Source organism: Microcoleus anatoxicus (genome assembly GCF_042465725.1).
Lineage (GTDB): Bacteria > Cyanobacteriota > Cyanobacteriia > Cyanobacteriales > Microcoleaceae > Microcoleus > Microcoleus anatoxicus.
In genome coordinates this window covers 3,713,661-3,738,364 of the sequence record NZ_CP120853.1, presented here as the reverse complement: position 1 = coordinate 3,738,364, position 24,704 = coordinate 3,713,661, and the positions used below count along the sequence as shown (strand labels likewise).

The 24,704-nt window shown below is 45.9% G+C and carries 20 protein-coding genes; 11 read left to right on the top strand and 9 right to left on the bottom strand.

The window, feature by feature from the left end:
* Positions 1-201 precede the first annotated feature (201 nt).
* From rimP to P2A85_RS16190, 6 genes are all read left to right on the top strand, one after another.
* Complete coding sequence (gene rimP / locus P2A85_RS16215) at positions 202-669, top strand: ribosome maturation factor RimP (protein WP_377473812.1); 468 nt, start codon at positions 202-204, stop codon at positions 667-669.
* Between the two features lie 134 nt (positions 670-803).
* The gene (gene nusA / locus P2A85_RS16210) at positions 804-2,084 is read left to right on the top strand and encodes a transcription termination factor NusA (protein ID WP_377481531.1); all 1,281 of its coding nucleotides are present in this window, start codon (positions 804-806) and stop codon (positions 2,082-2,084) included.
* On the top strand, positions 2,085-2,351 hold the full coding sequence (locus tag P2A85_RS16205) for a YlxR family protein (protein WP_377473810.1): 267 nt from the start codon (positions 2,085-2,087) through the stop codon (positions 2,349-2,351).
* 423 nt (positions 2,352-2,774) lie between these two features.
* Entirely contained in the window at positions 2,775-5,936 is a 3,162-nt protein-coding gene (gene infB / locus P2A85_RS16200) for a translation initiation factor IF-2 (RefSeq protein ID WP_377473808.1), read from the top strand.
* A gap of 215 nt (positions 5,937-6,151) precedes the next feature.
* Complete coding sequence (locus P2A85_RS16195; protein WP_377473806.1) at positions 6,152-6,784, top strand: low-complexity tail membrane protein; 633 nt, start codon at positions 6,152-6,154, stop codon at positions 6,782-6,784.
* Positions 6,785-7,063: 279 nt separating this feature from the next.
* Positions 7,064-7,288 carry a hypothetical protein gene (locus P2A85_RS16190; RefSeq protein ID WP_340524929.1) on the top strand — a complete coding sequence of 75 codons (225 nt, stop codon included), beginning with the start codon at positions 7,064-7,066 and terminating at the stop codon, positions 7,286-7,288.
* Between the two features lie 208 nt (positions 7,289-7,496).
* Here P2A85_RS16190 and epsE read toward each other — a convergent pair whose 3' ends face one another.
* From epsE to P2A85_RS16165, 5 genes are all read right to left on the bottom strand, one after another.
* Complete coding sequence (gene epsE, locus P2A85_RS16185) at positions 7,497-8,720, bottom strand: exopolysaccharide biosynthesis GT4 family glycosyltransferase EpsE (RefSeq protein WP_377473804.1); 1,224 nt, start codon at positions 8,718-8,720, stop codon at positions 7,497-7,499.
* Positions 8,721-9,025: 305 nt separating this feature from the next.
* Positions 9,026-10,243, bottom strand: coding sequence for a DegT/DnrJ/EryC1/StrS family aminotransferase (locus P2A85_RS16180; protein WP_377473802.1), 1,218 nt, complete (start codon positions 10,241-10,243; stop codon positions 9,026-9,028).
* 267 nt (positions 10,244-10,510) lie between these two features.
* Positions 10,511-11,086 carry an alpha/beta hydrolase gene (locus P2A85_RS16175; RefSeq protein ID WP_377473800.1) on the bottom strand — a complete coding sequence of 192 codons (576 nt, stop codon included), beginning with the start codon at positions 11,084-11,086 and terminating at the stop codon, positions 10,511-10,513.
* A 509-nt stretch (positions 11,087-11,595) separates the two neighbouring features.
* Positions 11,596-11,904, bottom strand: coding sequence for a DUF3493 domain-containing protein (locus P2A85_RS16170; protein ID WP_377473797.1), 309 nt, complete (start codon positions 11,902-11,904; stop codon positions 11,596-11,598).
* Positions 11,905-11,964: 60 nt separating this feature from the next.
* Positions 11,965-13,197, bottom strand: coding sequence for a DUF445 domain-containing protein (locus P2A85_RS16165; protein ID WP_371117560.1), 1,233 nt, complete (start codon positions 13,195-13,197; stop codon positions 11,965-11,967).
* A 6-nt stretch (positions 13,198-13,203) separates the two neighbouring features.
* Between P2A85_RS16165 and P2A85_RS16160 the strand changes: the two genes are divergently transcribed.
* Entirely contained in the window at positions 13,204-13,416 is a 213-nt protein-coding gene (locus tag P2A85_RS16160; RefSeq protein ID WP_377473795.1) for a hypothetical protein, read from the top strand.
* Here P2A85_RS16160 and ubiE read toward each other — a convergent pair.
* Both ubiE and P2A85_RS16150 read right to left on the bottom strand, forming a co-directional pair.
* Complete coding sequence (gene ubiE, locus P2A85_RS16155; protein ID WP_377473792.1) at positions 13,409-14,110, bottom strand: bifunctional demethylmenaquinone methyltransferase/2-methoxy-6-polyprenyl-1,4-benzoquinol methylase UbiE; 702 nt, start codon at positions 14,108-14,110, stop codon at positions 13,409-13,411. The genes P2A85_RS16160 and ubiE overlap by 8 nt on opposite strands.
* Positions 14,111-14,291: 181 nt before the next feature.
* Positions 14,292-15,236, bottom strand: a complete 945-nt coding sequence (locus P2A85_RS16150) for a response regulator (protein WP_377473790.1) — start codon at positions 15,234-15,236, stop codon at positions 14,292-14,294.
* Between the two features lie 157 nt (positions 15,237-15,393).
* Between P2A85_RS16150 and P2A85_RS16145 the strand changes: the two genes are divergently transcribed.
* Complete coding sequence (locus P2A85_RS16145; RefSeq protein ID WP_377473788.1) at positions 15,394-16,488, top strand: RuBisCO accumulation factor 1; 1,095 nt, start codon at positions 15,394-15,396, stop codon at positions 16,486-16,488.
* A gap of 344 nt (positions 16,489-16,832) precedes the next feature.
* Here the strand turns inward: P2A85_RS16145 and P2A85_RS16140 are convergent, their stop codons facing one another.
* Positions 16,833-17,828: a DUF4349 domain-containing protein gene (locus P2A85_RS16140; RefSeq protein ID WP_377473786.1), complete on the bottom strand. Its 996-nt coding sequence runs from the start codon at positions 17,826-17,828 to the stop codon at positions 16,833-16,835.
* A 154-nt stretch (positions 17,829-17,982) separates the two neighbouring features.
* Between P2A85_RS16140 and P2A85_RS16135 the strand changes: the two genes are divergently transcribed.
* From P2A85_RS16135 to P2A85_RS16125, 3 genes are all read left to right on the top strand, one after another.
* Positions 17,983-20,451 (top strand): ATP-dependent helicase, encoded by a 2,469-nt coding sequence (locus P2A85_RS16135; protein WP_377473784.1) that lies wholly within the window; start codon positions 17,983-17,985, stop codon positions 20,449-20,451.
* A gap of 156 nt (positions 20,452-20,607) precedes the next feature.
* Positions 20,608-21,354, top strand: coding sequence for a dienelactone hydrolase family protein (locus P2A85_RS16130; RefSeq protein WP_377473782.1), 747 nt, complete (start codon positions 20,608-20,610; stop codon positions 21,352-21,354).
* Between the two features lie 133 nt (positions 21,355-21,487).
* Positions 21,488-22,387 (top strand): S1 RNA-binding domain-containing protein, encoded by a 900-nt coding sequence (locus tag P2A85_RS16125; protein WP_377473780.1) that lies wholly within the window; start codon positions 21,488-21,490, stop codon positions 22,385-22,387.
* A gap of 145 nt (positions 22,388-22,532) precedes the next feature.
* Here the strand turns inward: P2A85_RS16125 and P2A85_RS16120 are convergent, their stop codons facing one another.
* Positions 22,533-24,698 carry an ATP-binding protein gene (locus P2A85_RS16120; protein ID WP_377473778.1) on the bottom strand — a complete coding sequence of 722 codons (2,166 nt, stop codon included), beginning with the start codon at positions 24,696-24,698 and terminating at the stop codon, positions 22,533-22,535.
* Between the last annotated feature and the right edge of the window lie 6 nt (positions 24,699-24,704).

Here is a 24,704-nt window from a genome sequence, read left to right as displayed (position 1 = left end):
ACCCAACAGCGTAGGAAGTGAACACTAATTATCCAAAGGATAGCTTTGGGTAAGTCTAGGTAAGTTTTATGAAGCAGTGGGTCAAGCCCACTTTTTTTGTTGCATTAGTCGCAGGAAAAAAGCTCAGGGCATCAGACTTGCAAGTTGAGGACCGATCCAGGCCCGTGTCCGAGTTCAGGAGTTTTAGCTTAAATATTCAATATGACTCATCCCCTAATCCCACAAATCATTGACTTAGCTACCCCCGTTGCCGAAACACTGGGATTGGAAGTAGTGGGAGCAGTGTTTCACACCAACCAAAATCCACCAGTCTTACGGATAGACATCCGCAACGTCCAGCAAGACATCGGTTTAGCCGACTGCGAGCGGATGAGCATAGCTCTCGAACCAGAATTAGACGCAGCCGACATCATACCCGATGCCTACGTGCTAGAGATTTCCAGTCCCGGTATATCCCGATTGCTCAGCAGCGATCGAGAATTCATTACCTTTAAAGGTTTCCCCGTCACAGTCAAAGCGGCAGAACCGGAATCGCGAATCAAAGAGTGGAAAGGACTACTGGTGGGTCGGGATGAAACAACAGTTTATCTCAATCAAAAAGGGCGACAGATTAAAATTCCCCGTCTTCAGATTACCAAAGTTGAACTAGACGAAGGAAAAGAGATGTAAAAGGAAGTTTTGAGTCTTGAGTTCTACTAATCCCTCATCACTCATAATTTACCCTCGGCAATTGCCGATGACCGATGAGACCCATGACCGATGCCCAATGCCCGATTACCCAATTACAAAAAGGAGTGTTTTATATGTCAATGGTTCCTCTGCCCGGACTCAAAGAAATGGTCGAAGGTATTAGCAAAGAAAGAAACTTGCCCAAACACGCAGTTCAAGCAGCCTTACGAGAAGCCCTCCTCAAAGGATACGAACGCTACCGACGCACCCAAAAATTAGACCATTTCAGCGAAGAATACTTTGATAATTTTGATGTAGAACTAGATGCAGAACAAGAAGGTTTTCGCGTTTTAGCAAACAAAACTATTGTCGAAGAAGTCGTCAATCCCGATCACGAAATAGCACTTTCCGAAGTGCAGGAAGTAGCCACAGAAGCTCAACCAGGTAGCATCGTGCTGGTAGACGTAACGCCAAATCAAAAAGAATTTGGTCGCATGGCCGCCATCCAGACTAAACAAGTGCTGGCTCAAAAACTGCGCGACCAACAGCGCAAAATGATTCAAGAAGAGTTTAAAGATTTAGAAGAAACTGTTCTTCAAGCAAGAGTGCTCAGGTTTGAGAGACAGTCGGTAATTTTAGCAGTCACTAGCAGTTTTGGTCAGCCAGAAGTAGATGCCGAACTCCCGAAACGCGAACAGTTGCCCAATGATAATTACCGCGCCAATGCTACATTTAAGGTGTACCTCAAAAAAGTAGGCGAAGGCTCTACTAGAGGACCTCAGTTACTTGTTTCTAGAGCAGACGCAGGTTTGGTAGTTTATTTATTTGCCAACGAAGTACCCGAAATAGAAGACGGAGTGGTGAGAATTGTTGCCGTAGCTAGAGAGGCAAATCCCCCTTCCCGCCACGTCGGTCCCCGGACTAAAATAGCAGTTGATACTCTCGATCGAGACGTAGACCCCGTAGGAGCCTGCATCGGAGCGCGGGGATCGCGGATTCAGGTAGTAGTTAACGAATTGCGCGGGGAAAAAATCGATGTGATTCGCTGGTCTCCAGACCCCGCAACTTATATAGCTAATGCTCTGAGTCCGGCTAGGGTAGATGAAGTGCGTTTAGTAGCGCCAGAAGGCAGGCGAGCACACATTTTGGTCGCTGAAGACCAACTTAGTCTGGCGATCGGTAAAGAAGGTCAAAACGTCCGCCTCGCAGCCCGCCTCACAGGTTGGAAAATTGATATCAAAGATATTGCTAAGTACGATCGTGAGGCAGAAGACAGTAAGTTGGCAGCAGAAGAGACTAGACTCGATCAACTAGCAGCAGAGGAAGAAGCAGAATTCGAGGAGGACCAGGAAAGTTCATCGGATGCAGAAGATGTCGGCACAATCGACGAAACCGAAGCCAGGGTCCGATCGTAAATGATGAAACCGAACTACCGATGCTGTGCAAGTTGTCGAAAAATAGCTACAAAAGAAGCTTTTTGGAGAGTAGTCAGGGTCTATCCTTCTCATCAGGTACAATTAGATCTTGGCATGGGTCGTTCAGCTTACCTTTGTCCGCAAGCAGAATGCCTCAAAGCAGCTCAGAAAAAAAATCGACTTGGGCGATCGCTCAAAGCGCCTGTGTCTGACGAACTGTACCAAACACTTTGGCAGCGTTTAGCCACCTCTGACTGCGCCTCTTAAAGGTCAAAGCCGACAAACCCTCGGCTTCCTCCGTACAAACCCTCTTGGCAGCCCTACCTGTAATTACCGGTAGTGCGACCACTAAAACCCCAATCCGATCTGCCCACCAGTCTGGAAAGATTTGTGTCAGATTAGATAAGGGTGGGGTACTAGCAGAGGTATCCTCAAGGTAGAAAAGGGAACTAAGAATTTGGAGAAAGCGGCTTTTGCCAAAACTTAGACTTCTGAGTTCTAAGTTCTCAAAAAAACTTGAGAATTCTCCGATCGCAGACTTCAGCTAGGTTGCATCTTTATAGATGGAACTGCTGAGAGAGTACCAAAACCCCGATTCCTGACACTGAAATCAATCACAGCGAATGATGTCGTCATTAGAACAAAAAATCAAAATGTAAAAACTGGTTGGCATAACAGAGGGCAGAGTGGATGAACAACGGCAAAGTAAGAATTTACGAGTTATCACGGGAACTAAATTTGGATAATAAAGACATCTTGGCAGTGTGCGAGCGGCTCAATATTTCAGTCAAGAGCCACAGCAGCACAATTACAGAATCAGAAGCAGAACGCATTCGCAAAACGGCGGAAAAATACGTCGCCAGCCACTCTTCCCCCGGCAAGCCAGCTCCCCCCGAAAGAGCAGCAGCGCCATCTAGAGAATCTGGCCCTCATCCTAACGATCAACAAAAAAAGCAGCAAATTTTAGAAATACGCAGTCCAAAAGTACGACCCCAGGCTGGTGCAAACTCCCAGCAGCCGGGGAACGAGGAGAGAAAAAAAACCCAGGCAACCGTCGCCACTCCTCCAAAATCCCCGGCGGCTCAACAGCTCCAACCTCCGGCTAAGCCAAATATCAATCGACCTGTACTCTCGAAGCCGAATGCTCCATCAGCAGCGCCTTCGTCAGCAACAGTGCCTCAAACCCTAGGTGATATCGACCCAGAAACCAACACCGAGGGTCTGGGATCCACAGCAGCCCAACCGTCCTTGGAAAAAGCCCCGGAACGAATTCAGCGCGTTGCCACCACCCCTCCCGGGCCGTCGGCAAAGCTGACATCGCCACCAGTCAGACCCGCCGGAGAGTCTGCTAATCGCACCCAACTGACTCAGGGAAATAGGCCGATCATCAAAGTTGCCAAAACTGAGCAAGAACAATCAGAACAGGCAGAAAGCCGGGAAGCACCTGCTAAACCGACTAGACCTACCAAACCAGCGGCCGGTGGTACCGAATCTCGTGCCCAAAGACCGCGCCTCGATGGACCCGGAAGCGTCAAAACTCAACTGGCAGAACGACCAAGCCCAGGCGGCCCGCGCCGGAGCCTTGCCCCCGCAACTTCAGCCGCCGGGCTGCGCAGCCGGGGCGGTGACATCTCAGCCACCGGAGAAGACGGAGACGATGACGGAGACGATACGTCGTTGTTGCTGGATACTCTTCTCCTTCCTAAGCCGACGCTGCCAAAGCCAGCCAAAAAGACACAGGTCATTTGGGAAGAAGATGATGACGAAAACCCAGATGCAGCTAGCAAAGCAGCCAAAGCTGGTAAGGTCAAACGTTCTCGCCTAAAACCCATCGACGAGGATGACGATGACTTAGAAAACGGCTTGGATATGCCAGCACCAGTAATGGTCAGCCTGTCGCTAGCCCGCCCTGCTAAGGCGAAGTCACCAGCAGCAACCAAATCAACACCAACTCCGGGTGCACCCGGAAGCAGTGGCAAAAACAAGAGACCGGGCCCTTCTCACGATAAGAGCTCCTCTGGTTCCAGTGGGGGACGGGGTAATAATCGTGGCAAAACAGCCGAAACAAAAGTAGAACGTCCAGAAACACTGGTGCTGAGCAGGCCGATGACCGTTCAGGAACTCGCAGCTACTCTTGCTGTTCCCGAAACCGAAATTATCAAGCGCCTGTTCTCTAAAGGTATTGCGGTCAACATTACCGAAACCCTGGATATTGCAGCGGTGAGAATGGTAGCTGAAGAAATGGGCATAGAGGTAGAAACCCCTGAAAAAGTAGCCCCAGCTATCAAAGTAATCGATATGCTGGACGCAACAGATTTGGAATACCTCCAACGCCGTCCGCCAGTAGTAACGATTATGGGTCACGTCGATCACGGTAAAACTACCTTGCTCGACTCGATCCGCAAAACCAAGGTCGCTCAGGGAGAAGCTGGGGGTATTACCCAGCACATCGGTGCTTACCACGTAGATGTGGTACACGAAGGCAGGAGTCAGCAAGTCGTATTTTTGGATACTCCAGGTCACGAAGCCTTTACAGCAATGCGTGCTCGCGGAACTCGTGTCACAGACGTTGCCATCTTGGTGGTGGCGGCGGATGATGGCGTGCGACCCCAAACAATTGAAGCGATCAGTCACGCGAAAGCGGCTAAAGTGCCAATTGTGGTGGCGATCAATAAAATTGACAAGGAGGGCGCTCAGCCGGAACGGGTGAAGCAAGAGCTGACAGAGTACGGCTTGGTTGCAGATGACTGGGGCGGCGATATCACGATGGTTCCTGTCAGCGCGATCCGAGGCGAAAACCTCGATACGCTGTTGGAAATGATCTTGACAGTCGCGGAAATGGAAGACCTCAACGCCAACCCGAATCGCTCGGCTAAGGGTACGGTGATTGAAGCTCACCTGGACAAGGCAAGGGGTCCGGTGGCAACTCTGCTAGTCCAAAACGGTACTCTGCGGGTCGGCGATATTGTGGTCGCAGGCTCTGCTCTGGGTAAGGTGCGGGCTATGATCGACGATCGCGGCGAGCACGTAAAACAAGCAACTCCATCTTTTGCGGTGGAAGTGCTCGGCCTACGAGAAGTGCCTCGCGCTGGAGACGAATTCGATGTCTTCGCTAACGAAAAAGAAGCAGCCGCGATCGCCAGCGGCAGAGCTACATCCCAACGAGATTCCCGTCTATTGCAAGGTGGCAGAATCAGCCTCAGTGGCTTCTCTCAACAAGCTAAGGAAGGCATTCTCAAGGAACTAAACTTGATCTTGAAGGCAGATGTCCAAGGCTCCCTAGAAGCCATTGTCGGCGCTCTGACCCAACTTCCTCAAAAAGAAGTTCAACTCCGATTACTCCTATCTGCTCCTGGGGAAGTCACAGAAACCGACGTTGACCTCGCCGCGGCTAGTAGTGCCGTGATAATCGGGTTCAATACTACCCTCGCCACCGGCGCTCGCCAAGCAGCCGACCAAGCAGGGGTAGACGTGCGGGAATACAGCATCATCTACAACCTGTTGGATGACATTCAAGGGGCGATGGAAGGCTTGCTGGAACCCGAACTGGTTGAAGAACCTCTGGGTCAAGTCGAAGTGCGCGCTGTCTTCGCGATCGGTCGTGGAGCTGTGGCTGGATGTATGGTACTTTCTGGCAAGGTCATTCGCAACTGCAAGGTGCGGGTGCGCCGTGGCAACAATGTCGTCTATGAAGGTGTCCTCGATTCCCTGAAACGGATGAAGGAAGATGCTAAGGAAGTCAATACTGGCTTTGAATGTGGCATTTCCTTGAATGGGTTTACCGACTGGGCCCAAGGCGATATGATTGAAGCCTACCGAATGGTGACTAAACGTCGCACGCTCTCAGCATAATTTTGGATTCTCAATTGTGGATCGGGGACTCAAGGCTGGTTAATTACCAGCCTTGAGTTTTAAGCATTCTTCCTTCTTCCTTCTACCTTCTTCCTTCTTCCTTCTACCTGAAGCGGTTCAGTCAGCGGAGTCGAAGGGCATTCTTCCTTCTTCCTTCTACCTGAAGCGGTTCAGTCAGCGGAGTCGAAGGGCATTCTTCCTTCTTCCTTCTACTTATGCGTTCTTTTTGGTCTGAACCTTTTTTGTGGATTCACCTCGCTGGGATGGCTGCATTGCCGATTTTCCTTGGACTTTGTTGGCTGGGACTGGCGGTGGGTTCTCCGCTGCTACCAGTGTGGCTAGAAGTATTTTTAGTTGGGGCCGCAGGTATTGGGCCTGTGCTCTGGATGCAGTGGTTCCGTCCTTTTTACATTTTTAGTATTTTAGTGGTGGCGGTGAAACCCCAGAATCTCACCAATGCACAGCAGCGGATTCTGGCTGGGTTTAAATCTCGCTTAAATCAAGGATTAGCTCTGTTTTTGGCTATTTTGCTGGCAGTAATTTTGTGGCAACTATATCGATTTTCTCCCCTGGCGGCTTCCGTTGCTCCTTTTCCTCCTCAATGGCGATTGGCTGGATTGCTGTTGGCTGCTTGGGCTTTTCTAGCTAGCAATTTGTTCTTGCAGGTCCCTGCTAGTGTCCTGGCTGTATTGCTGACACCGGAATCAGAATTTGCAGAGAGACAGCCTCATGTTTTGGACAAAGTTGGGATCGATTTCACGATCGCAGGCTGGCAGGTCGATCGCATTTTACCCGCTTTTGCCGAGGCAGGGGATAAGGGGAAACCTGAAGAGGGAGATGGGATTTGAGCGTGGCGAGGCGAGATTTGGGATTGGGGATTTAGGATTCAAAAAATAACCAGCCCTGGATTCAATTGTATTTTAAGATACTGCTGATTTCAAAATAATGTGCTAATAAATCCATAGTTATTAATTGAAAATTATTGAGATTATTAACATTTAATATCAAATTTTTAATTTGAGCTTATTTTGATTTTTCATTTGCTATTGGGAGAGAAGAATATATAATGGAAATTGTCAAGGTAAGCTTTAAGTCCTCACTGGGGATTAAAACAGAGGTATAAAAATATGGCGAATGCACAAACGATCGCACAAGAACCTCAAGCAGCAGAGCCGATCGAGCTGTACGAAGATTCTCAAATCTGGGGCAGTCTCAAAAAAGCGATCGGCGCAAGTTCTGGATTTCAACGCTGGCAGCTAGAGCGAAATTTTGAGAATCAGCAGGCAAATGTCAGCATCGACCAGCAAGTTCGCTCCTATTTGCGGGAAACTTTAGCAACTTTGGCTTACTGAGTGCTGCGAAGCGAAATGTTGTAACCCATAGTAGCTTCCGATTGCCCCAATAACTTTCAAACCAACTTCAAACATGGCGTTAATTTAAGGATTTTTCAGCAGCAAGGGCTTTTGAAAATTAATATAAATATCCTAGCTCCTTCTATTCAGGAGCTAGGACGTTATGGAGCCCTACTCAAAAAATCACCGGCTTGAATCTCCCCAAAATTTAGTTGAGATGCTCCAAGGAATCAAGTAAAATCTGAGCACTGCGCCGATGGTGGAATTTCTCAGCAATCTTCTGTCGTGATTTTTTAGTCAGACTCAAGGCTAACTCTTTGTCCTGTAGCAATTTTGCGATCGCATCTGCCATTTTTTCGGGATTTTCCGCCGGGACCAGGATACCGTCAACGCCGTTATCTATCAGTTCCGCCATCCCACCCACATGGGTAACTACCACGGGAGTTTCCATAGCCATTGCTTCCATCACCGCTACAGAAATTCCCTCTTTTAAGCTGGGTAAAGCAAAAATATCAGCCTCTTTATAACCTTGCCGATTTCGTTCTTCGGAGACAGAACCCAGCAGTTGAACATAATCAGACATTGATTCATCCGCAATGAATTTTTCCAATTCTTTCCGGTAGCCATTACCAGCATTTCCATCCTCCCCAGCAATCTGTAAACGCACGTCAAACCCTCGTTCTCGAAGCAACTTAATTGACTCAATCAGGTACTTGTGTCCTTTCGCTATATTGAGACGGCCACAAGTATAAATTCGGCATTGAGTCCCTTCCTGCCAAGGAGTGTAGGGAGTTTCACGCTTAATTTCATCGAGATTAACACCCACTGGTGAAACTCTCACTTCCTTGGGCAAGAAACCTTCTAGCTCATCTTTGATAGAGTGGAGAAGTTGTTCAGACATCACAGAAGCAAAAGCAGAATGTTTCCATTTTTGCTCTTGATTGGCCCCAAAATCTTCTAACTGTCCGAGAAGGGCGACACTATAAGTAATGTCGGAAAGTATGGAGGCAAATAGGGCTATATTAGCAGCGCTGCCACAGGAATGAACGTGGACGTGAGACCAGCCCTGGGTTTTGGCAAGCCAAGCTAGCTTTGCACCCATAACGACCAATACCAAGTAGTAAAGTTTTTGAGCGAAAGATATATTCTTTGTATTGGCAATTACACTCAGACAGCGCCACCAAGCAATGGGACCAGCTTTGATGAGTTCGATCGAAACATTTACAAAATCTTTGAGTTCAAAGGGGGCTAAATAATCGGTGATACTTTGAGCTTTCTGAGCCCAAGTATGTACAACCTTTGTGGGCGGACGGCGGGTTGAGATGATGTGAGGTTTCATACCAATATCCAGCATTGCTTGATATTCACGCCAAATCCAAGTATGAGTTTGCCCTGGAAATTCAGGGATAAAGTAGCCAATTTGTTTATTCATTATTGATTTGTTTCCTTAGCAAATGGACAAATTGAAATGTGTTAAACTATCTATAGTCTTTTTTTAGACCGTAGATTTTTTTGCAGAAAAATCAAGGGCAAGCCATTTTTTTGAGAGCTTCCAAGACTTAAGTTAAAATGCGTCATTCCTATCAATAGATACTGATTAGCCCAAGAGATATCCGACTAAATCCGGGTTTTTCACCCCATTTGGGCTGTGGGTCGCTAATTTCTGCCTCTCGCCCATACAGCAAGAAAGGGGGTTTTTGCCCGGATTTGGTATTAAAGGCTTGTGGGGCTAATAGTCTAGGCAGCTTTGCCTGCTGTCACCTCTAATCCAGGTAGAACCTTGCCCTTGGCCAAACACTTTTTAACACCAGCAATGACATCTTCCACATCTGCATCTGTTAATTTTGCCGAAATCGGCAAGCTAACTGTATGCCGCCCTATGTAGCTAGCATTCGGATAATCTTCCGGCTGCCATCCAAACATTTCCTGATAAACAGGATGTTCTGCCATACTCATGTAATGTACGCCAACACCGATATTCTCAGCATTAATAGCGTTAAGAAACTCGTCGCGGCTGATGCCTGCGGTGGCTTCATCTACCAAAATGGTGTATAGGTGGTAGGCATGAATTGTGTCTGGTTCTGGGTCTGAGGGCAGAGTAATTGGTAAATCGGCAAATGCTTCATTGTAGCGCTGCCAAATCTGTTCGCGCCGCTTCCAATAAGGGGCGACTCGTTCCATTTGATGAATGCCGATCGCCGCTTGGAGATCCATCATATTGTATTTAAAACCAACTTCCACCACTTGGTAGTGCTTGTATCCTGAATCGCCGAAGCGCTTCCAAGCATCTTTGCTCATCCCATGCAGCGCCAAAATTTTGAGTCGGTCGGCGTCTTCTTGTTTCCGACTTAGAATCATGCCACCTTCACCCGTAGTGATGTTTTTGGTGACATAAAAACTGAAGCATCCAAAGTCGCCAAAAGTCCCTGCTTTCCGTCCTTTATATTCTGTTTCGATGGCGTGAGCACAGTCTTCGATTAACTTCAAGTTGTGGCGTTGAGCAATTTCGCACAGGGCATCCATATTGCAAGGACGACCTGCAAAGTGAACTGGCAAAATCGCCTTAGTTTTGGGAGTTATTTTGGCTTCTACTTTCGCTGGGTCTATATTCATGGTCAGCGGGTCTATGTCTGCCAGTACAGGTGTTGCCCCTGCGTGAATAATCGCGTTAACTGTCGCACAAAAAGTCATCGGAGTAGTAATGACTTCATCCCCTGGTTTTAACGAAGCAGCGAGGATACTTAAATGCAGCCCTGCGGTGCAGGAATTGACTGCAATTGCGTACTCAGAACCCTTGTAAGCTTTGAAGTCATTTTCAAAGCGCATAACCTTTGGCCCCGTACCCAACCAGCCTGTTTGCATAGTCGATACGACTTCCTGAATTTCAGCATCTTCGATTGCAGGAGAGCCAAATACGAGGAAGCGGTCTTTAGACCGAATAGGATTGTTGTTCATTTTGCTAGTTTTTATCCAGTAAATAAAGTCGATTGAATGGCAGTCAACCGCCCTAGTAGGTACGGTTATCTTGGGATTTGAGATGCTTTTCTATATCTTAAGATAGATATTTCATAATGTCCATAGGTTCGGCTTTCATTATATTGAAGTTACAGAAACACTTGTGCTATTTTTTGGGTTAAAAAACTTGTTTATAAGTGAAAATACGGAACCTTGACAAGCATTCTGTTTACGAACTAACAAATCCGTCTGATTTGAGATCGTCTCCTAAAGTCTAGGTAGACGAATCTTATTCAAAAGGTCTTGGAGCCGTTCGGAAACACCGCCCAATTGTTCTGACAAGGCTACCAGTTTGCCATAAGCTTCCACCAAACGATCGCCCTCAACGTCAACTTCAGTCGTCGGATAATTCTTGATGGTTTCCAGTAGCGTAATTTCATGATCGCTGCTGGCAGACAGCACCAAAGCCGCGCGCAAAGCCTCTTTATTTGCATTCCCAGAAGGAGTGTGAATTACCTGACCGACTTCATCCAGAATCATGTCTCCAACTTTACTATTCAGGGTCCGATCCAAAAACCTGGGATTGACTTTCACCGGTCTTGTGAGATTGCGGCGAATAGCTTCCGGGTCTTGTTTAGCTTGTCCCAACAGCATTTCTAAGCCAGAAGACATTTTTCCAGTTTCGGCGAAACTTTCTAATTCGCTGACTGGTATAGTCATCCGAATCACACTGTATTTGAGGACTACCTTTTCAGAGGCCAGCGCAGCACCGCTGTAAAACAACATTCCCGCCCCTGTGGCTAAAAATAAACTCCACCGCTGTTGGAAAAATGACCATCTCATACTAAAGTCCCCAGATATTGTTGTCCACTTCGACTATAGCGATATTTATTTACTTACCGCCCAGGTAAATCTGTTCTGGAGATACGATATCAAATCCGCGTAAAAAAACCCTTCATTGCTGTATGGAGGAGAGGGGGAGAGAGGGTTACAGGTGCAGAGGGGGAGAAATTAGCGACTCAGATCAAAAAGGGGGTGAATAACCCGGATAGTATTCTGTCCGTTGGTACCGGAATCACCATCAAAAAACTCACCACCAGGTCTTCTATAAGTGAAGGCTGGCGGTGAGTCTAAAGTTAGTTTTTATGTTTAGGGTCTTTATGAAAGCTGACCCCATTTGAACGGCTTAAAAGTGGTTTATGATTAGGGTCTTTAAATTTGCTGACCCCAATTGAACCCATTCTTCAATAATGACAGGGATCGATCGCAAACCAGGATTTCATAATGATTTCTTTATCTTTTTAACTTTTCCTTACCTTAAATGTACTTTTGTGTAGATTAGTAAAATTTTATTACTTCTGTTTTGGGGGTTGACCCTGGGCGCGCTGCTCCCAGCGGAACAGAAACACCATCAGAGCCACCACTCCCACTTGGAGGGCAAAATTGGGCAAAGTAGAGCTAACTTGCTGGCCGGAGGCAATTTTAGCGAGGAAAACTAAGCCACCAATGAAGCCAGATGCGCCACAAGCGATATAGACCAACTGTCGCAGAGGTCGATAGGGAGCGGCTATCTCTGCTGTTAAACGTTTGTATTGTTCGGGACTGAGGTTGCGGGGGTTTTTGGGGCGGTAGGGGCGATCGCCGGGATTGGGAGCTGGCATAGATTTAAATAAGATGTGTATTTTATGCTACAACAAATATCTCACAATCATCAAAAAAAATCATCGCTGTACCAACAGCACAACAGTCTGCAAACAGCCGACCAAAACACCCAAAATTCCACCTAAATTGACTATTCCTTGCAACTCGCTTTTGACAATGCCCTGAATTGCTAATTCCAAGTCTTCAGGAGAAGTACCTTTAACTCGATCGACAATCACCTGATCGATATTTAAAATAGGGATCGCCTGAGCTACAATATTTTCTAAATCCCGCTCCAGATACCGCTCTAAAACCAAAGCTAGTTCTTGGCTGACCATTTCTAGGGAAGCACTCATCACTGCTGAAGTCTGCAATCTACTCAGAATTAACTTAGAAATATTTTCCCAATCAATAGACTTGCTCAAGCCCTGAAGTACCTCCATACCCCGTTCTTGAACATAACTGCGAACGCTGTCCCGCATAGTTTTTCGTAACTGTCGCACTGTCGAAACTGGTAGATTTTGCATGGACAAGTTTTGCAGCCACTCCTGAATTCGCCCGCGAATTCCCAAAGCCACAGTTAATTCTGCTAAGCGCTGATTTGTCGCTTCTTTGTCATCGAGACAAAAAGTTCGCAGTCGAGTTAAAGTGTTCCGTAAACCAAACAAATTGGCGACTACCCAATAAGTACCGCTGGTTTTTTCTCGAAACCCTTCATCGATGATCGAAATATTGCGATCGGTCAAAAAGTCAATCAAAGTCTGCCGCAACACTTCCGGCGGTATTACTACCTGTAACAGCCAATCAGCCAATTGACCAGCCTGAGCTTCGGTTAGCTGAATTTCCAGCAAAACTTGGTCAAAAATTTGATTTAACTGAGCTTCTAAAAAATCTTCCCGTCGCGCCAAAATTTTGAGAATTCGTGGTACTGATTCCCCTAGCAAATCTCGCAGAATGTTAGCGAGAATTTTAGCAGTTTTTTGCTCTGCATCTGCTTTAACTTGATCCAAGGCTAACTGCAATAGCCAGAGAATCACCGACTGCATTCGCTCGGTTTGTAAAAGGCGACGGGCTAATTTTTGTAACTCCTCTGGTGTCAGGAGCGAGCCCATAATTGTGTCCGAAATTCGCTTGGCTAAGCGCTCTTGGTTGCGGGGGATCAAGCCGGGAGTGAATGGTAATTGCCGCCCTTTGACATAAATAGCTCGATAGGGGCGAAATAACATTTTGATAGCTATATCATTGGTGAAATAGCCAATAATTCCTCCCACTACAGGTGGGGCAAAAAACAGCCAAATATCAGATGGGTTCATCAATAATTGGGAATTGGGAATTGGGAATTGGGAATTGGGAATTGGGAATTGGGAATTGGGAATTGGGAATTGGGAATTGGGAATTGGGAATTGGGAATTGGGAATTGGGAATTAGTAATCACAACTGTCAACTGTCAACGGTCAACTGTCAACGGTCAACGGTCAACTGTCAACGGTCAACGGTCAACTTTCAACTGTCAACTGTCAACTGTCAACTGACTAATACCAATACTCCCATCATAGCTCCAGCAATAGGATAGTGTGTGGCGTTGGTAAATCCGGCAAGGTGTGCGATCGCCACTTGTTCCGAACCCATCGGGAATTTTGCTAAACTAGGATTGATATAGGCATATTCTTGGGTCATGCCAAATTGCTGAGCGATCGGCACGACGAGACTTTCGAGATAAAACTGCTGAAAACTCCGCATCAGGGAATTGTTGGGGCGGTGGAGGTCGAGAATAGCTGCTTTGGCGCCAGGCTTGAGTACGCGATGCAATTCCTGAAGACTGCGGGGGATGTCAGTTACGTTGCGGAGGCCGTAACCCATTGTGGCGCAGTCGAAATAGTTGTCGGGAAAAGGCAAGTCTAGCGCGTCAGCTTCTACCCAGGTGATAGGACTTGAGGGGGTGAGAAAAGGTCGATCGCGACGGGCTGCAACAGCCAATTGTTCTTGTGAAAAATCCACTCCAAAGACAGAACCGCTAGGGCCTGCTTGCTGGGATAAAAGTAGAGCTAGATCCCCGCTACCGCAACACAAGTCTAAACAAGTATTGCCAGGGCGGGCATTACTCCATTTCACCGCCATTTGTTTCCAAATTCGGTGCTGCCCCAAGCTCAACCAATCGTTTAATTGATTGTAAATTGGTGCAATGCGATTAAATATGGTTTTAATTTTTTCGGAATTATTGGTCATTGATTAGTTGTTATAGGTTAGTTGTTATGGGTTAGTTGTTATGGGTTAGTTGTTATTGGTTAGTTGTTGATTGTTACTAATAACCAATAACCAATCACTAATCACTCATCACTAATCACTCATCACTAATCACTCATCACCAATGACTACTGACTACTGACTACTGACTACTGACTACTGACTACTGACCCTGAAAACTTGTCATTACCAAAGCAACTTGTTGAGCTGCGAGGTGAACAGTTGTCACTTCGTCCGGGCGAAGGGTACAAGGCTGCTTCCACTGGAGGGAAATCAGGGCGATCGATCGACCTCCGTGAACCACGGGGATGCTCAGATGGGATTTAATGGCAGATTGCTGATAGTGTGGCAGGCTAGCTAGGTTTGCATCCGTTGCAATATTCACAGCAGCCTGAATATTTTGAGAAGCGATCGCCTCCCTAGCTAGAGGGTCATCTGCTAGCCAATTTTCCAGAGCACCACCGCTGGTATGACCACCTTGAACAGGGACTAAAACATTGGCTTCCACCAGTTGCAAAATGCAAGTGTCCGCCAAAAAATTATCACTGATAGCAGTAGCGATGGGGTCTAAAGTTGCTGGCAAATTCGGATACTCCAAAGCCGTTTGCATGATAGTGGCTAAAAGTTGTATTTGATTTTGGGCGCGACGCAATTCCTCAGTTCGCTGCTTAAGAACTTCATAAGTTTCGGCAGCTTTTTGGACTACCATTTTCAATTCGTTCGGGTCCCAAGGCTTGGTGATATACTTGTAAACCTGTCCAGAGTTAATCGCATCTACCAAGTCTTCAATATCCGTAAAACCAGTCAAAATAATCCTGACCGTGTTCGGAAACTGAAACACAGTTTTGCTGAGAAACTCGGTTCCCTTCATTTCTGGCATCCGCTGATCGGAAATGATGACGGCAACCTCGCCTTCGCTTTCCAATACTTCTAAAGCACGAATTCCGCTTTCTGCTTTGAGTACGTTAAAATCGCGTCGAAAAGTGCGGTAGAGTAAATCCAGATTGTCTGGTTCGTCGTCTACTACCAACATTTTTGGCTTTTTCGGTCGGTTTAAGGTCATGAGCTGGCGTTTAATTTGGTCTAGCTCGGGAATGGCACTATCCATAACAATACGATAAACTCCCGTCTGTAAATTTAGGCGAGGAACTATTGTGTAACAATAGTCTCATATATCACTTACTATAAAGTCTAACCTTTGCCAGAATACGATCCTTGCTGGTACTCAATCACACTTAACGAGAGCCTTTATTTTCGATCCAATTATGACTGATACACCGCAAGATTCATCCGGGCCCGCATCTCAACCCTCTGCTGATGCTGTGGAACTCGAAAATTTAGTCCGATCGCTCCGCCGCAAAGAAGGTGGCTGGGTACACTGGGGACAAGCCTGTACAGCACTGCAAAAAGCTGGCTACAGTTCTCAAAGAATTTTTGAAGAAACTGGTTTTGAGCCAATTCAGCAAAATCAGGTCAGCGTTGCAGCCCAAGTCTACACTAGCATGATAACTGCTGGGGCTTCCGAAGAAGTACGATCGCACTTTCTGGCAAAAGGTAGCGATATTTTGTATGAATTTCGGATTCTGTCTCAAGCAGAAAGGGCGGCAGCGGCGGCGTTGATACTGGCCCACAATTTGGACGTTGACGACGCCCGTGATGTCGCTAAAGCCATGAAGGAGTTTTCACGCTTTGGAAGTCTGCCCCAAGGCTTCACAGATACTGCTGGCGATGCCATGGCTTACCAGTGCTGGCAATTAGCCAGACAAAACAGTGACTTGCAAGAGCGATCGCGCTTAATTGCGCGAGGTTTAAAATTAGCTAGCAGCAACAGCGCCCGACAACAAATCGAGCAGTTGCTAGTAGATTTTACCGTAGTTCGGAGACGTTCTGCCCCCCGTTTGCCCGTTTACAGGCTCGACACAGAGGAACAACTACCCCGGATGCTCCCGGTTGTGGGTAAATTGCCACTTTCGGTGACAGATTTACAGGCAGTGCCTTTGCTAGAAGAAATTGGACCATTGAGAATGGTAAAATTTTCGGGAGCGGGAGCTTGGGTGGCAATTCCGGGCTGGCAAGTGATTTTGAATGCTGAAGATCCGGTAGCGGTTCTAGAAATGAGCGATCGACTGCCAGTGCCACTGCAAGGCAAAATTGAAGAAATTTTAATTATTGTCGATCGAGCTCAAAGACAATGGGATGCTGATAGTTATTTCCTGGCAGATAACGGTGGCAATTTGGAATTGTACTGGTTTGAAGAAGCACCGGATATTCAGATTTTAGGACGAGTTGTGCTGGTGATGCGTCCGAAAAAGATTTTGGATGAAGATTACACCAAAGATGGATGGCAAATAGATGATTAGTTAATAGTTAGTTGTTATTTGTTGGTTATAACTGGTTCCCAGGCTCTGCCTGGGAACCGAGATCCAGAGGATCTGCCTCGAAAAGCTGCGATCGAAATTGGAGGCAGAGCCTCCGAATCTGCATTACCAGGCAGAGCCTGGTAACGAGTAGATTAGTTAAAAATGCGTGTTCTTAAAATTTAACTGGTTCCCCGGCTCTGCCTGGGAACCGAGATCCAGAGGATCTGCCTCGAAAAGCTGCGATCGAAATTGGAGGCAGAGCCTCCGAATCTGCATTACCAGGCAGAGCCTGGTAACGAGTAGGACAGGCCGGAAAGCCTGTTCTTAAAATTAATAACCAAGGACTAATCAAGGGATTTCTGTTCCTCTATTTTGGGAACAGACTGTGGTTTATTAAACTTCTTAAAACCATAAACCGCAGCTCCAATCACCAAAAAATAAGGAGTGTAAGCCAACAACCAAATACCTAAATCAAACAAACCAAAAGTTAATTCTCCTACAGAATGAGTGGCTTTCCCCCAAGTTTCTTGAATCCGCAAACCAAGAGAAGGTTCTGGAACTTGTTGAGAAGATACTGCTGCTTCTAAAGTGAGACTAATAGTAGAATAAGCCACTTGATTTCGCAAACTCTTTAACTGAGCATCAATCCGTTCGATAGACTCCCGAATATGGGTCAATTCTTGAGCAGCTTTGAGTACATCACCCACAGAACCAGAACGGTCCATAATTTTTAATACCACTTCCTCCGATTTACGCAGATTCCGCAGTCTAGCTTCATTGTCCACCAACTGAGCAGTCACATCCTCCGCAGTCAGAGCGCGATTCTGTACGGTTCCGAGTTTTGCTAAACTATCTAAAGTAGTTTCCAATCGTTCTTGAGGCACGCGAATCTGTAAAGTTGCCATTTGTCGGATACTAGAATCGGGCGGCTTTTCGCTTTGGAAACCCAAGATATCACCTTGCTGTTTTTCGACAATATTAGTCACAGATTTAGTGCTAGCATCAATAGATTTGACAACTACACCAAGTTCGGCTTTTTTAATCAGTTGAGGACGAGTGGTAGGAGTTTCTGCTTTGACATCTTTGGCATCTTTTGGTGCAGCAGCCATTTTTGTTACTAATGATTCTGCTCTGGTTGCTGGGGGTGCCGGAGAAGCTTGTGGAGCGCCAGCAGCCACTTGGTTTTCCTGGCTGGTGGGTTGAGTACCACAACTAGGCAAAGCAATGGTAGAGAATAAAGTTAAAAATGCGACTAGGGCAAAGCGAGTTGTGCTTTTGTTTAATCCGTTCCGACTTTGCTTTACTGGTGGCTGGGAATTGGTTTTAAGGTAAATTTGCATGGGTAGTTTGTCCTCTAAAAACCTGTGGGTATTAAATGTTATGGTGGTTTTAGCTTAAGCGGGAATCAATAGTCTCAGGATAGCTGATACAGAAATTGAAACGGTAGAGCGTTAAAAATATTTTTATCATCTAAAATCTCCTATCTAAAATCCCATGACTGACGAATTCGATCCTAATTTTACTTCCTCAATTACTGGTATCAAGAGCCCCGAGAGCCTGTTTACTTCACAATCAGGATCGGAGTTAGCATCCATTTTGCGAGAACAAGCTTGTCAGAAGATTCGCGACAGCTTGCGTGACGCCCAGAAAGACATGGCAAATTGGCAAGGTGGCCCCCTTGCGGTTTCGGCGGTGCCTGGGGCTGGGAAGTCTACGGGAATGGCTGCTGCGTCGGCAATTGCGATCGCCCGCCATCAACTTCACAGCCGCCGTCAGTTAGTAGTAGTGACTTTTACGCGATCGGCTGCTGCTAATATTAAACTTAAAATCCGCGACAGATTGAAAGAGTTGTCTTTACCCCAAGGCGGTTTTGTTGTCAACACTTTACACGGTTTGGCATTAAATATTGCGAGGCGGCATCCTGATTTATCTGGTTTAAATTTAGAAAATTCAACTTTAGTTAATACCACTCAAAGTCACCGCTTAATTCGCGCCTGTGTAGAAAGTTGGATAGCGGAACATCCCCGCAGATATCAAATTTTGTTAGAAGGACAGCAATTTGATGGTGAGGAAACCGAGAGAATGCGACGACAGTCTGTTTTACGAACAGAGATTTTGCCACAGTTAGCTACCACTGTAATTCACGAAGCCAAATCTTCAGGTTTATTTCCTGAAGATTTGTTAGAAATGGGAGCTATGTCTGCGGGAGACAGTTATGAAATTTTAGCTGTAGCAGGAGGTTTATATCAGAAATATCAGGCTGTGTTGAAGAGTCGGGATTTTATCGATTACGACGAAATGATTTTAGCAGCCTTGCGAGTGTTAGAGAATCCGAGAGCAAGGGCGATCGAGCAAAAACAAGTATTTGCCGTTTTTGAAGACGAAGCCCAAGATTCTACACCTTTACAGACTCAGCTTTTGAAAACATTAGCTCAAGATCCAGAACATCCAGAATTAGCGGAAAATTTTATCAGAGTTGGCGACCCAAATCAAGCGATAAATTCTACTTTCACACCCGCAGACCCGATTTATTTTAACGACTTTTGTGATGAATGCGAAGGTCAAAATAAGTTGGCCAAAATGTATGTAGCTGGTCGCAGTAGTCAGGTGATTATAGATGCAGCCAACTTTATTTTGAAATGGGTAAATGAGTCCGAATTAGCGGGAACAGAACCGCCATTTCGCGAGCAAGATATTCAAGCTGTTGGCAGCGATGACCAGCAAATAAATGCCAACCCCGAACCCCTTGGTCGCGGCTTAGAATTGTACACTCCTCGCGATATTTACGAAAGCATCGAATTAATTGGGAAGCGAGTTATTCAGTTAGTAGAGGAATTTTTACCTACTGATTTTGAATGGAAAGTTACCGAAAATAAACTTGAAGAGTTAGGGGATGTGAGAGAGGAAAAAGCACAGCAAACATTACCCTTAGAAAATCTCAAGTCGATGGCTGTTTTGGTGAGAGAAAACAAACAAGGAAAGTTAATCAAAGAGGTGCTAGAAAATCCTCATAAATATGGATTAAGCGTAGATTTAAAAAAATATGGGATTAAGATAGAAGATGTCGGAGAACGCGATCGGCATTCCCAAGTACCCTGGGAAATCTTAACACTACTGCAATTTCTCGATCGCCCCCACTCACCAGACTACCTAAAAGCAGCACTCAAGATTTTGAGCGATCGGCAACTCATACCCAAACAAGACTACAATGCTTTAGCTACTAGCCCAGAGCAATTTCTGTACCCAGGTCCCCTCGACCCAAAACAGTTAGACCCTGTACTTAAATGTCGCTACTTTTGCTGCGGTTTGTTGCAAGCACGCCTCGAACTTCCACCCAATCACATCATCTCATTTCTAGCCCTAGCACTGCAATACGACCAAACAGAATTAGCCACAGCCGAAAAATTAGCAGAACGAGTCGCCATCCAAACTATTGGCAACAATTCAATGAGCAATATGTTGGGTGTGCTCAGTGAAATTGTCACTTCCGAAAGATTTGAACCAGTGGAAGCAGAAGAGAAAATAGAAGAACGCTATACCAGCAAAGGTCAACTAACAATCATTACCATGCACAAAGCAAAAGGATTAGATTGGGATTGCGTTTTCATCCCATTTCTACACGACCAAATTATACCCGGAAGTTTGCGAGTCTTACCACAAGCGAAATTTTTAGGAGATTTTACCTTAGCAGAAGTAGCCAGAGCACAAATCCGAGCTAGCTTACACAAAAAAGAAGCTTTTCCAACCCTCAGTCAAGCCTGGGAACAAGCCGGATATTTGAAAACAGCAGAAGAATTTAGATTGCTCTATGTAGCCATGACAAGAGCCAAAAGCTTGCTGTGGATGGCAGCCGAAAAAAAAGGCCCTTTCACTTGGAACAAACCCGATAATTTGCAAGAACTCAAGCCTTGTCCAATCATGCCAGTTTTGAAACAAAAATTTCCCCATAACGTGGTGTCGTAAAATTAACCAACCGCCAAGACACCCAGAGTCCCAAAACAAAAAAACCTTCATCCCAAAATCTTGGTATAATAAGAAAAATATTCATACAAAACTACTCTTTTCTTCCTTCGCGTTCTTCGCGCCTTCGCGGTTCAATAACAAAAATCTCATTCACAAATGACCAACTCAGAAATTCATACAGCTAACGTCAAAATCCCCAACGGCGATTTGCAAATCGCCGCCTACCTAGCCCAACCCTCAGCAGCAGGAAAATTTCCCGCAGTCATCGTCATTCAAGAAATATTTGGAGTCAACTCGCACATCCGCGAAGTTACCGAAAGAATAGCAAAAGAGGGCTATGTGGCGATCGCCCCAGCCATTTACCAACGCCTCGCCCCCGGCTTTGAAACAGGCTACACCCCCGAAGACATCAAAATCGGCAGAAAATACAAAGAACAAACTACCGCACCCGAACTTCTGAGCGACATCCAAGCCACCATCGACTACCTCAAAACCTTGCCAGTTGTGAACCAACCAGACTTTGGCTGCATCGGCTTCTGCTTTGGCGGACACGTAGCCTACCTCGCCGCCACCTTACCGGAAATCAAGGCTACAGCCTCATTCTACGGTGCTGGCATCGCCACCCAAACCCCCCGTGGTGCCCCCCCCACCATCACTCGCACAGCAGAGATTAAAGGCACTCTCTACGGCTTTTACGGCATTCAAGATGCCAGCATTCCTTCAGAACAAGTCGATCGAATTGCCACAGAATTGGAAAAACAGCATATTTCTCACCGAATTTTCCGCTACAATGCCGATCACGGTTTCTTCTGCAACCACCGCGGCAGTTATGACGCTACCGCAGCAGCCGAATCGTGGGAACAGGTGAAGGAACTATTTCGACTGGAACTTCAACCTGTTTAGAAATGAGAGAGTGGCAGATGGGGAAATGAGGAGAATTTTATACTAACAACTAACCCTTCGACTACGCTCAGGGTACGGCAACTGACAACTGACAATTGACAACTGACAACTGATAACTGACAACTAAACTTACATGAATTCCAAATCTACCGGTTCTCAAAGCGCAAAAGCATCCTTTTCAATGGACGATTTTGCAAAAGCCCTTGAACAGCACAATTACGAGTTTCAGAAGGGACAAGTTGTGCGTGGAAAAGTCTTGGAGCACGACTCAAATGGTGCGTATGTTGATATCGGTGGCAAGTCTTCGGCGTTTTTACCCATCCAAGAAGCTGCTTTGAGAACCATCGCGAATTTGTCGGAAGTCGTGCCTTTGCAAGAGGAACGGGATTTTTTAATTATCCGCGAACAAGATGCAGATGGCCAAGTTACTTTGTCTCTGCGACAGCTACAAATTCAGGAAGCGTGGGAACAGCTAATCGAATTGCAGGAAAGCGGTAAAGTCCTTCAGGTGCGGGTTTCGGGCGCAAATAAGGGGGGGGTGACGGTGGATGTCCAGGGAATGCGTGGCTTTATTCCCCGATCGCACTTAATCGATCGAGATAACATAGAATCCCTGGTTGGTCAAGCTTTGACTGTCAGCTTCTTGGAAATAGACCAAGAGCGACAAAAACTGGTACTTTCCCAGCGCCTAGCAACTCAATCCTCTGCCTTCAGTCAGTTACAAATCGGTCAATTAGTAGAAGGAAAAGTCAGCATCATTAAGCCTTTCGGCGTGTTTATAGACATGGAAGGAATTAGCGGTTTGCTGCACATCAAGCAAGTCAGCCAAAAATATATTGAAAACCTTTCCCAGGTGTTTTCCCCAGGTCAAGTTCTCAAAGCAATTGTGATTGACCTCGATGAAAGCCGGGGCAGAATTTCACTTTCTACCCGGATTTTGGAAAATTATCCAGGAGAAATAGTGGAGAAGATGGCAGACGTGATGGATACCGCAGAAGAAAGAGCCGAACGTGCTAAAAAAAGCCTTAGTTAGTAGTTAGTTGACAGTTGACTGTTGACTGTTGTTACAATAACTACATAATGCCTAGCAGTTCTAAAACAAGTGAGGTACGCTCCGATCGCATTCTGATGCCCAGGCGTACCTCATTTAACCAATAACTAATGACTAATGACTTCTTTCAAATAACATGACTAGAACTTATTTCACTCTCAATTTTTACCTCAACTGGCCAAGAATTTTCAATTTCTAAGGTTTTTTTCGGCTGATAAACTGCCAAATCAAACCAGAAAGTAGTACCCACATTAACTTCACTAACTAAATTAATTTTAGTATGGTGCTTGTCAATAATATTTCTCACAATAGAAAGACCTAAACCAGTTCCTTCTAAAGTGTGAACTCTGTTTTCTACCCTAAAAAAGCGATCGAAAATTGCCTGTTGGTCTTCGGGATCTATCCCAATCCCAGTATCAGAAATTTCGATGCGCACCGCCGGAAAATTGTGTGATTCCGATGATAGGTTGTGGTGTCCCGAAGCAGTATCATTGTGGTTTTCAGTCTGAGGGTCTAGCAGGTAAGCTCGAATAGCAACCCTACCACCCGCAGAAGTAAATTTCAAAGCATTTCCCACTAAATTTGCCAATACTTGTAGCAGCAAATCGTAATGACCTAAAGCCGAGGGCAAATTCGGGTCAACATCTTGTTCCAGTTCAATACCTTTATCCTTCGCATTCAATTTATAAGTGCGTAGGGTTTGTTCCACAGCTTGAGACAAATCCACTGCGTCCAATTGATAAACTCGACAGGATTCCAGCCGCGATAAGTCTAGCACATCGTTAACTAACCGAGTTAGTCGATCGGTTTCTCGATTAGCAATTTCCAGAAACTCCCGCCGCTCACTTTCTTGAAGGTCTTCTCCGTATTCGTAGAGAGTTTCAATAAAAGATTTGATATTAAACAAAGGCGTTCTCAATTCGTGAGAAACATTGCTAATAAAATTGCTTTTAGCTTCATTTAGTTCCACTTCCCGCGTGATGTCCTGCACGGTCATCGCAATGCCTTTGAGACTCTCCCGATATTGACCAGAGCCTTGATATTTCGATGTTTGTTCGTAGAAAGTACATTCCAAAACCTCCGGGCGTTCCGGTTCATTACAGGTATTTTCATCGTCGCGGATACAGCTTTTGCAGAGAGATTCTGTGCCTGGTGCTTTGTGGAGAATTACAGTAGTTAAGACAATCCGAATGGTGCGGTTTATGGGTTCGCTCATCGAGATCCGAAATTCGCCACCTTCGCGATCGCCCCCAGCTATTTGGTGAAGGGGTCTCGCCAATTCCTGCTGCACTTCCGCAGGCAAAATATGCAGGACATTAATTCCGATCGCATTTTTGCCTTCCCATCCAAAAATCCGCCTACCCGTCGGATTAACTAAAATCACCTGCAAATTGGCGTCTAATAAAAGAGCACCATCAGCAATCGTTGAAACCAAAGTTTCTAACTTAGCTTTTTCCGCTGTTAGTTCTTCAATATTTTGTTCTTCATAACTTTCCAGTTTCTGAGCCATCTCATTAAAACTGCCAATCAACTCGCCCAATTCTCCACCCAAAGGCAAGTCTACTCGCTGCTTAAAATTTCCACTAGCAATGTTTTTGACTCCCAAAACTAATTGTTTAATTGGTTGAGTAATCGTCAGCGCATTAAATACAGCACCCAAAATTACCATGACCCAAATAGTCACAAATACTGCTAAAGTGACATCTCTGGTCAAATTAGAAGAGACGACAGCAGCGGGATTGGGATTAATCCCGATCGCCAAAACTCCCAAATATTTATCTTCATGAATTAGAGGAACAAAGACATCAGTAACTTCTCCATCAGGAGTCAAGTGTTGTCGCACCAAAGGCACAGAAGTTAAATTTCTCGCCTCAATATCAGCGATAAAACTATCGGGAAGTTTAATCTGACGTCGCAGAGTCAAGGAAGTTTGCACCTCCGATTCCGAGAAAGGTATCCCCAGAAAAATATCCCCTGCTTCGTCAGCATAGAGCATATAGCGGACGCTAGAGGTGCTGCTATAAAATTGACGGGAAAAACGAGCAACCTCAGAGCGGTCGTTTTTGGCAATCAGGGGAGCCACATTAGCCGATAACAACAAGCCCAGGTCACGACCGTAGCGGGTATCATTAAGTCTGGCATCTTGTTGGATAGTATTGACAGCCCAGAATGTCAGGCCGCTCATAATTAAGGAAACTACGAGGGTAGCACCGGCCATCAGGCGAGTCTGGAGGGTAAACTCCGACCACCAGCGAGCAATAATTTCTCCGATTTTGTTTAGTATGGCCAACATTTTACC

Coding starts and splice junctions, on each gene's coding strand:
- P2A85_RS16190 (WP_340524929.1), top strand. CDS start 7,064: ATGGCGAATGCACAAACGATCGCACAAGAACCTCAAGCAGCAGAGCCG.
- P2A85_RS16145 (WP_377473788.1), top strand. CDS start 15,394: ATGACTGATACACCGCAAGATTCATCCGGGCCCGCATCTCAACCCTCT.
- P2A85_RS16130 (WP_377473782.1), top strand. CDS start 20,608: ATGACCAACTCAGAAATTCATACAGCTAACGTCAAAATCCCCAACGGC.
- P2A85_RS16205 (WP_377473810.1), top strand. CDS start 2,085: ATGATGAAACCGAACTACCGATGCTGTGCAAGTTGTCGAAAAATAGCT.
- infB (WP_377473808.1), top strand. CDS start 2,775: ATGAACAACGGCAAAGTAAGAATTTACGAGTTATCACGGGAACTAAAT.
- ubiE (WP_377473792.1), bottom strand. CDS start 14,110: ATGACCAATAATTCCGAAAAAATTAAAACCATATTTAATCGCATTGCA.
- epsE (WP_377473804.1), bottom strand. CDS start 8,720: ATGAATAAACAAATTGGCTACTTTATCCCTGAATTTCCAGGGCAAACT.
- rimP (WP_377473812.1), top strand. CDS start 202: ATGACTCATCCCCTAATCCCACAAATCATTGACTTAGCTACCCCCGTT.
- P2A85_RS16140 (WP_377473786.1), bottom strand. CDS start 17,828: ATGCAAATTTACCTTAAAACCAATTCCCAGCCACCAGTAAAGCAAAGT.
- P2A85_RS16150 (WP_377473790.1), bottom strand. CDS start 15,236: ATGGATAGTGCCATTCCCGAGCTAGACCAAATTAAACGCCAGCTCATG.
- P2A85_RS16180 (WP_377473802.1), bottom strand. CDS start 10,243: ATGAACAACAATCCTATTCGGTCTAAAGACCGCTTCCTCGTATTTGGC.
- P2A85_RS16195 (WP_377473806.1), top strand. CDS start 6,152: ATGCGTTCTTTTTGGTCTGAACCTTTTTTGTGGATTCACCTCGCTGGG.
- P2A85_RS16135 (WP_377473784.1), top strand. CDS start 17,983: ATGACTGACGAATTCGATCCTAATTTTACTTCCTCAATTACTGGTATC.
- P2A85_RS16120 (WP_377473778.1), bottom strand. CDS start 24,698: ATGTTGGCCATACTAAACAAAATCGGAGAAATTATTGCTCGCTGGTGG.
- P2A85_RS16165 (WP_371117560.1), bottom strand. CDS start 13,197: ATGAACCCATCTGATATTTGGCTGTTTTTTGCCCCACCTGTAGTGGGA.
- P2A85_RS16170 (WP_377473797.1), bottom strand. CDS start 11,904: ATGCCAGCTCCCAATCCCGGCGATCGCCCCTACCGCCCCAAAAACCCC.
- nusA (WP_377481531.1), top strand. CDS start 804: ATGTCAATGGTTCCTCTGCCCGGACTCAAAGAAATGGTCGAAGGTATT.
- P2A85_RS16175 (WP_377473800.1), bottom strand. CDS start 11,086: ATGAGATGGTCATTTTTCCAACAGCGGTGGAGTTTATTTTTAGCCACA.
- P2A85_RS16125 (WP_377473780.1), top strand. CDS start 21,488: ATGAATTCCAAATCTACCGGTTCTCAAAGCGCAAAAGCATCCTTTTCA.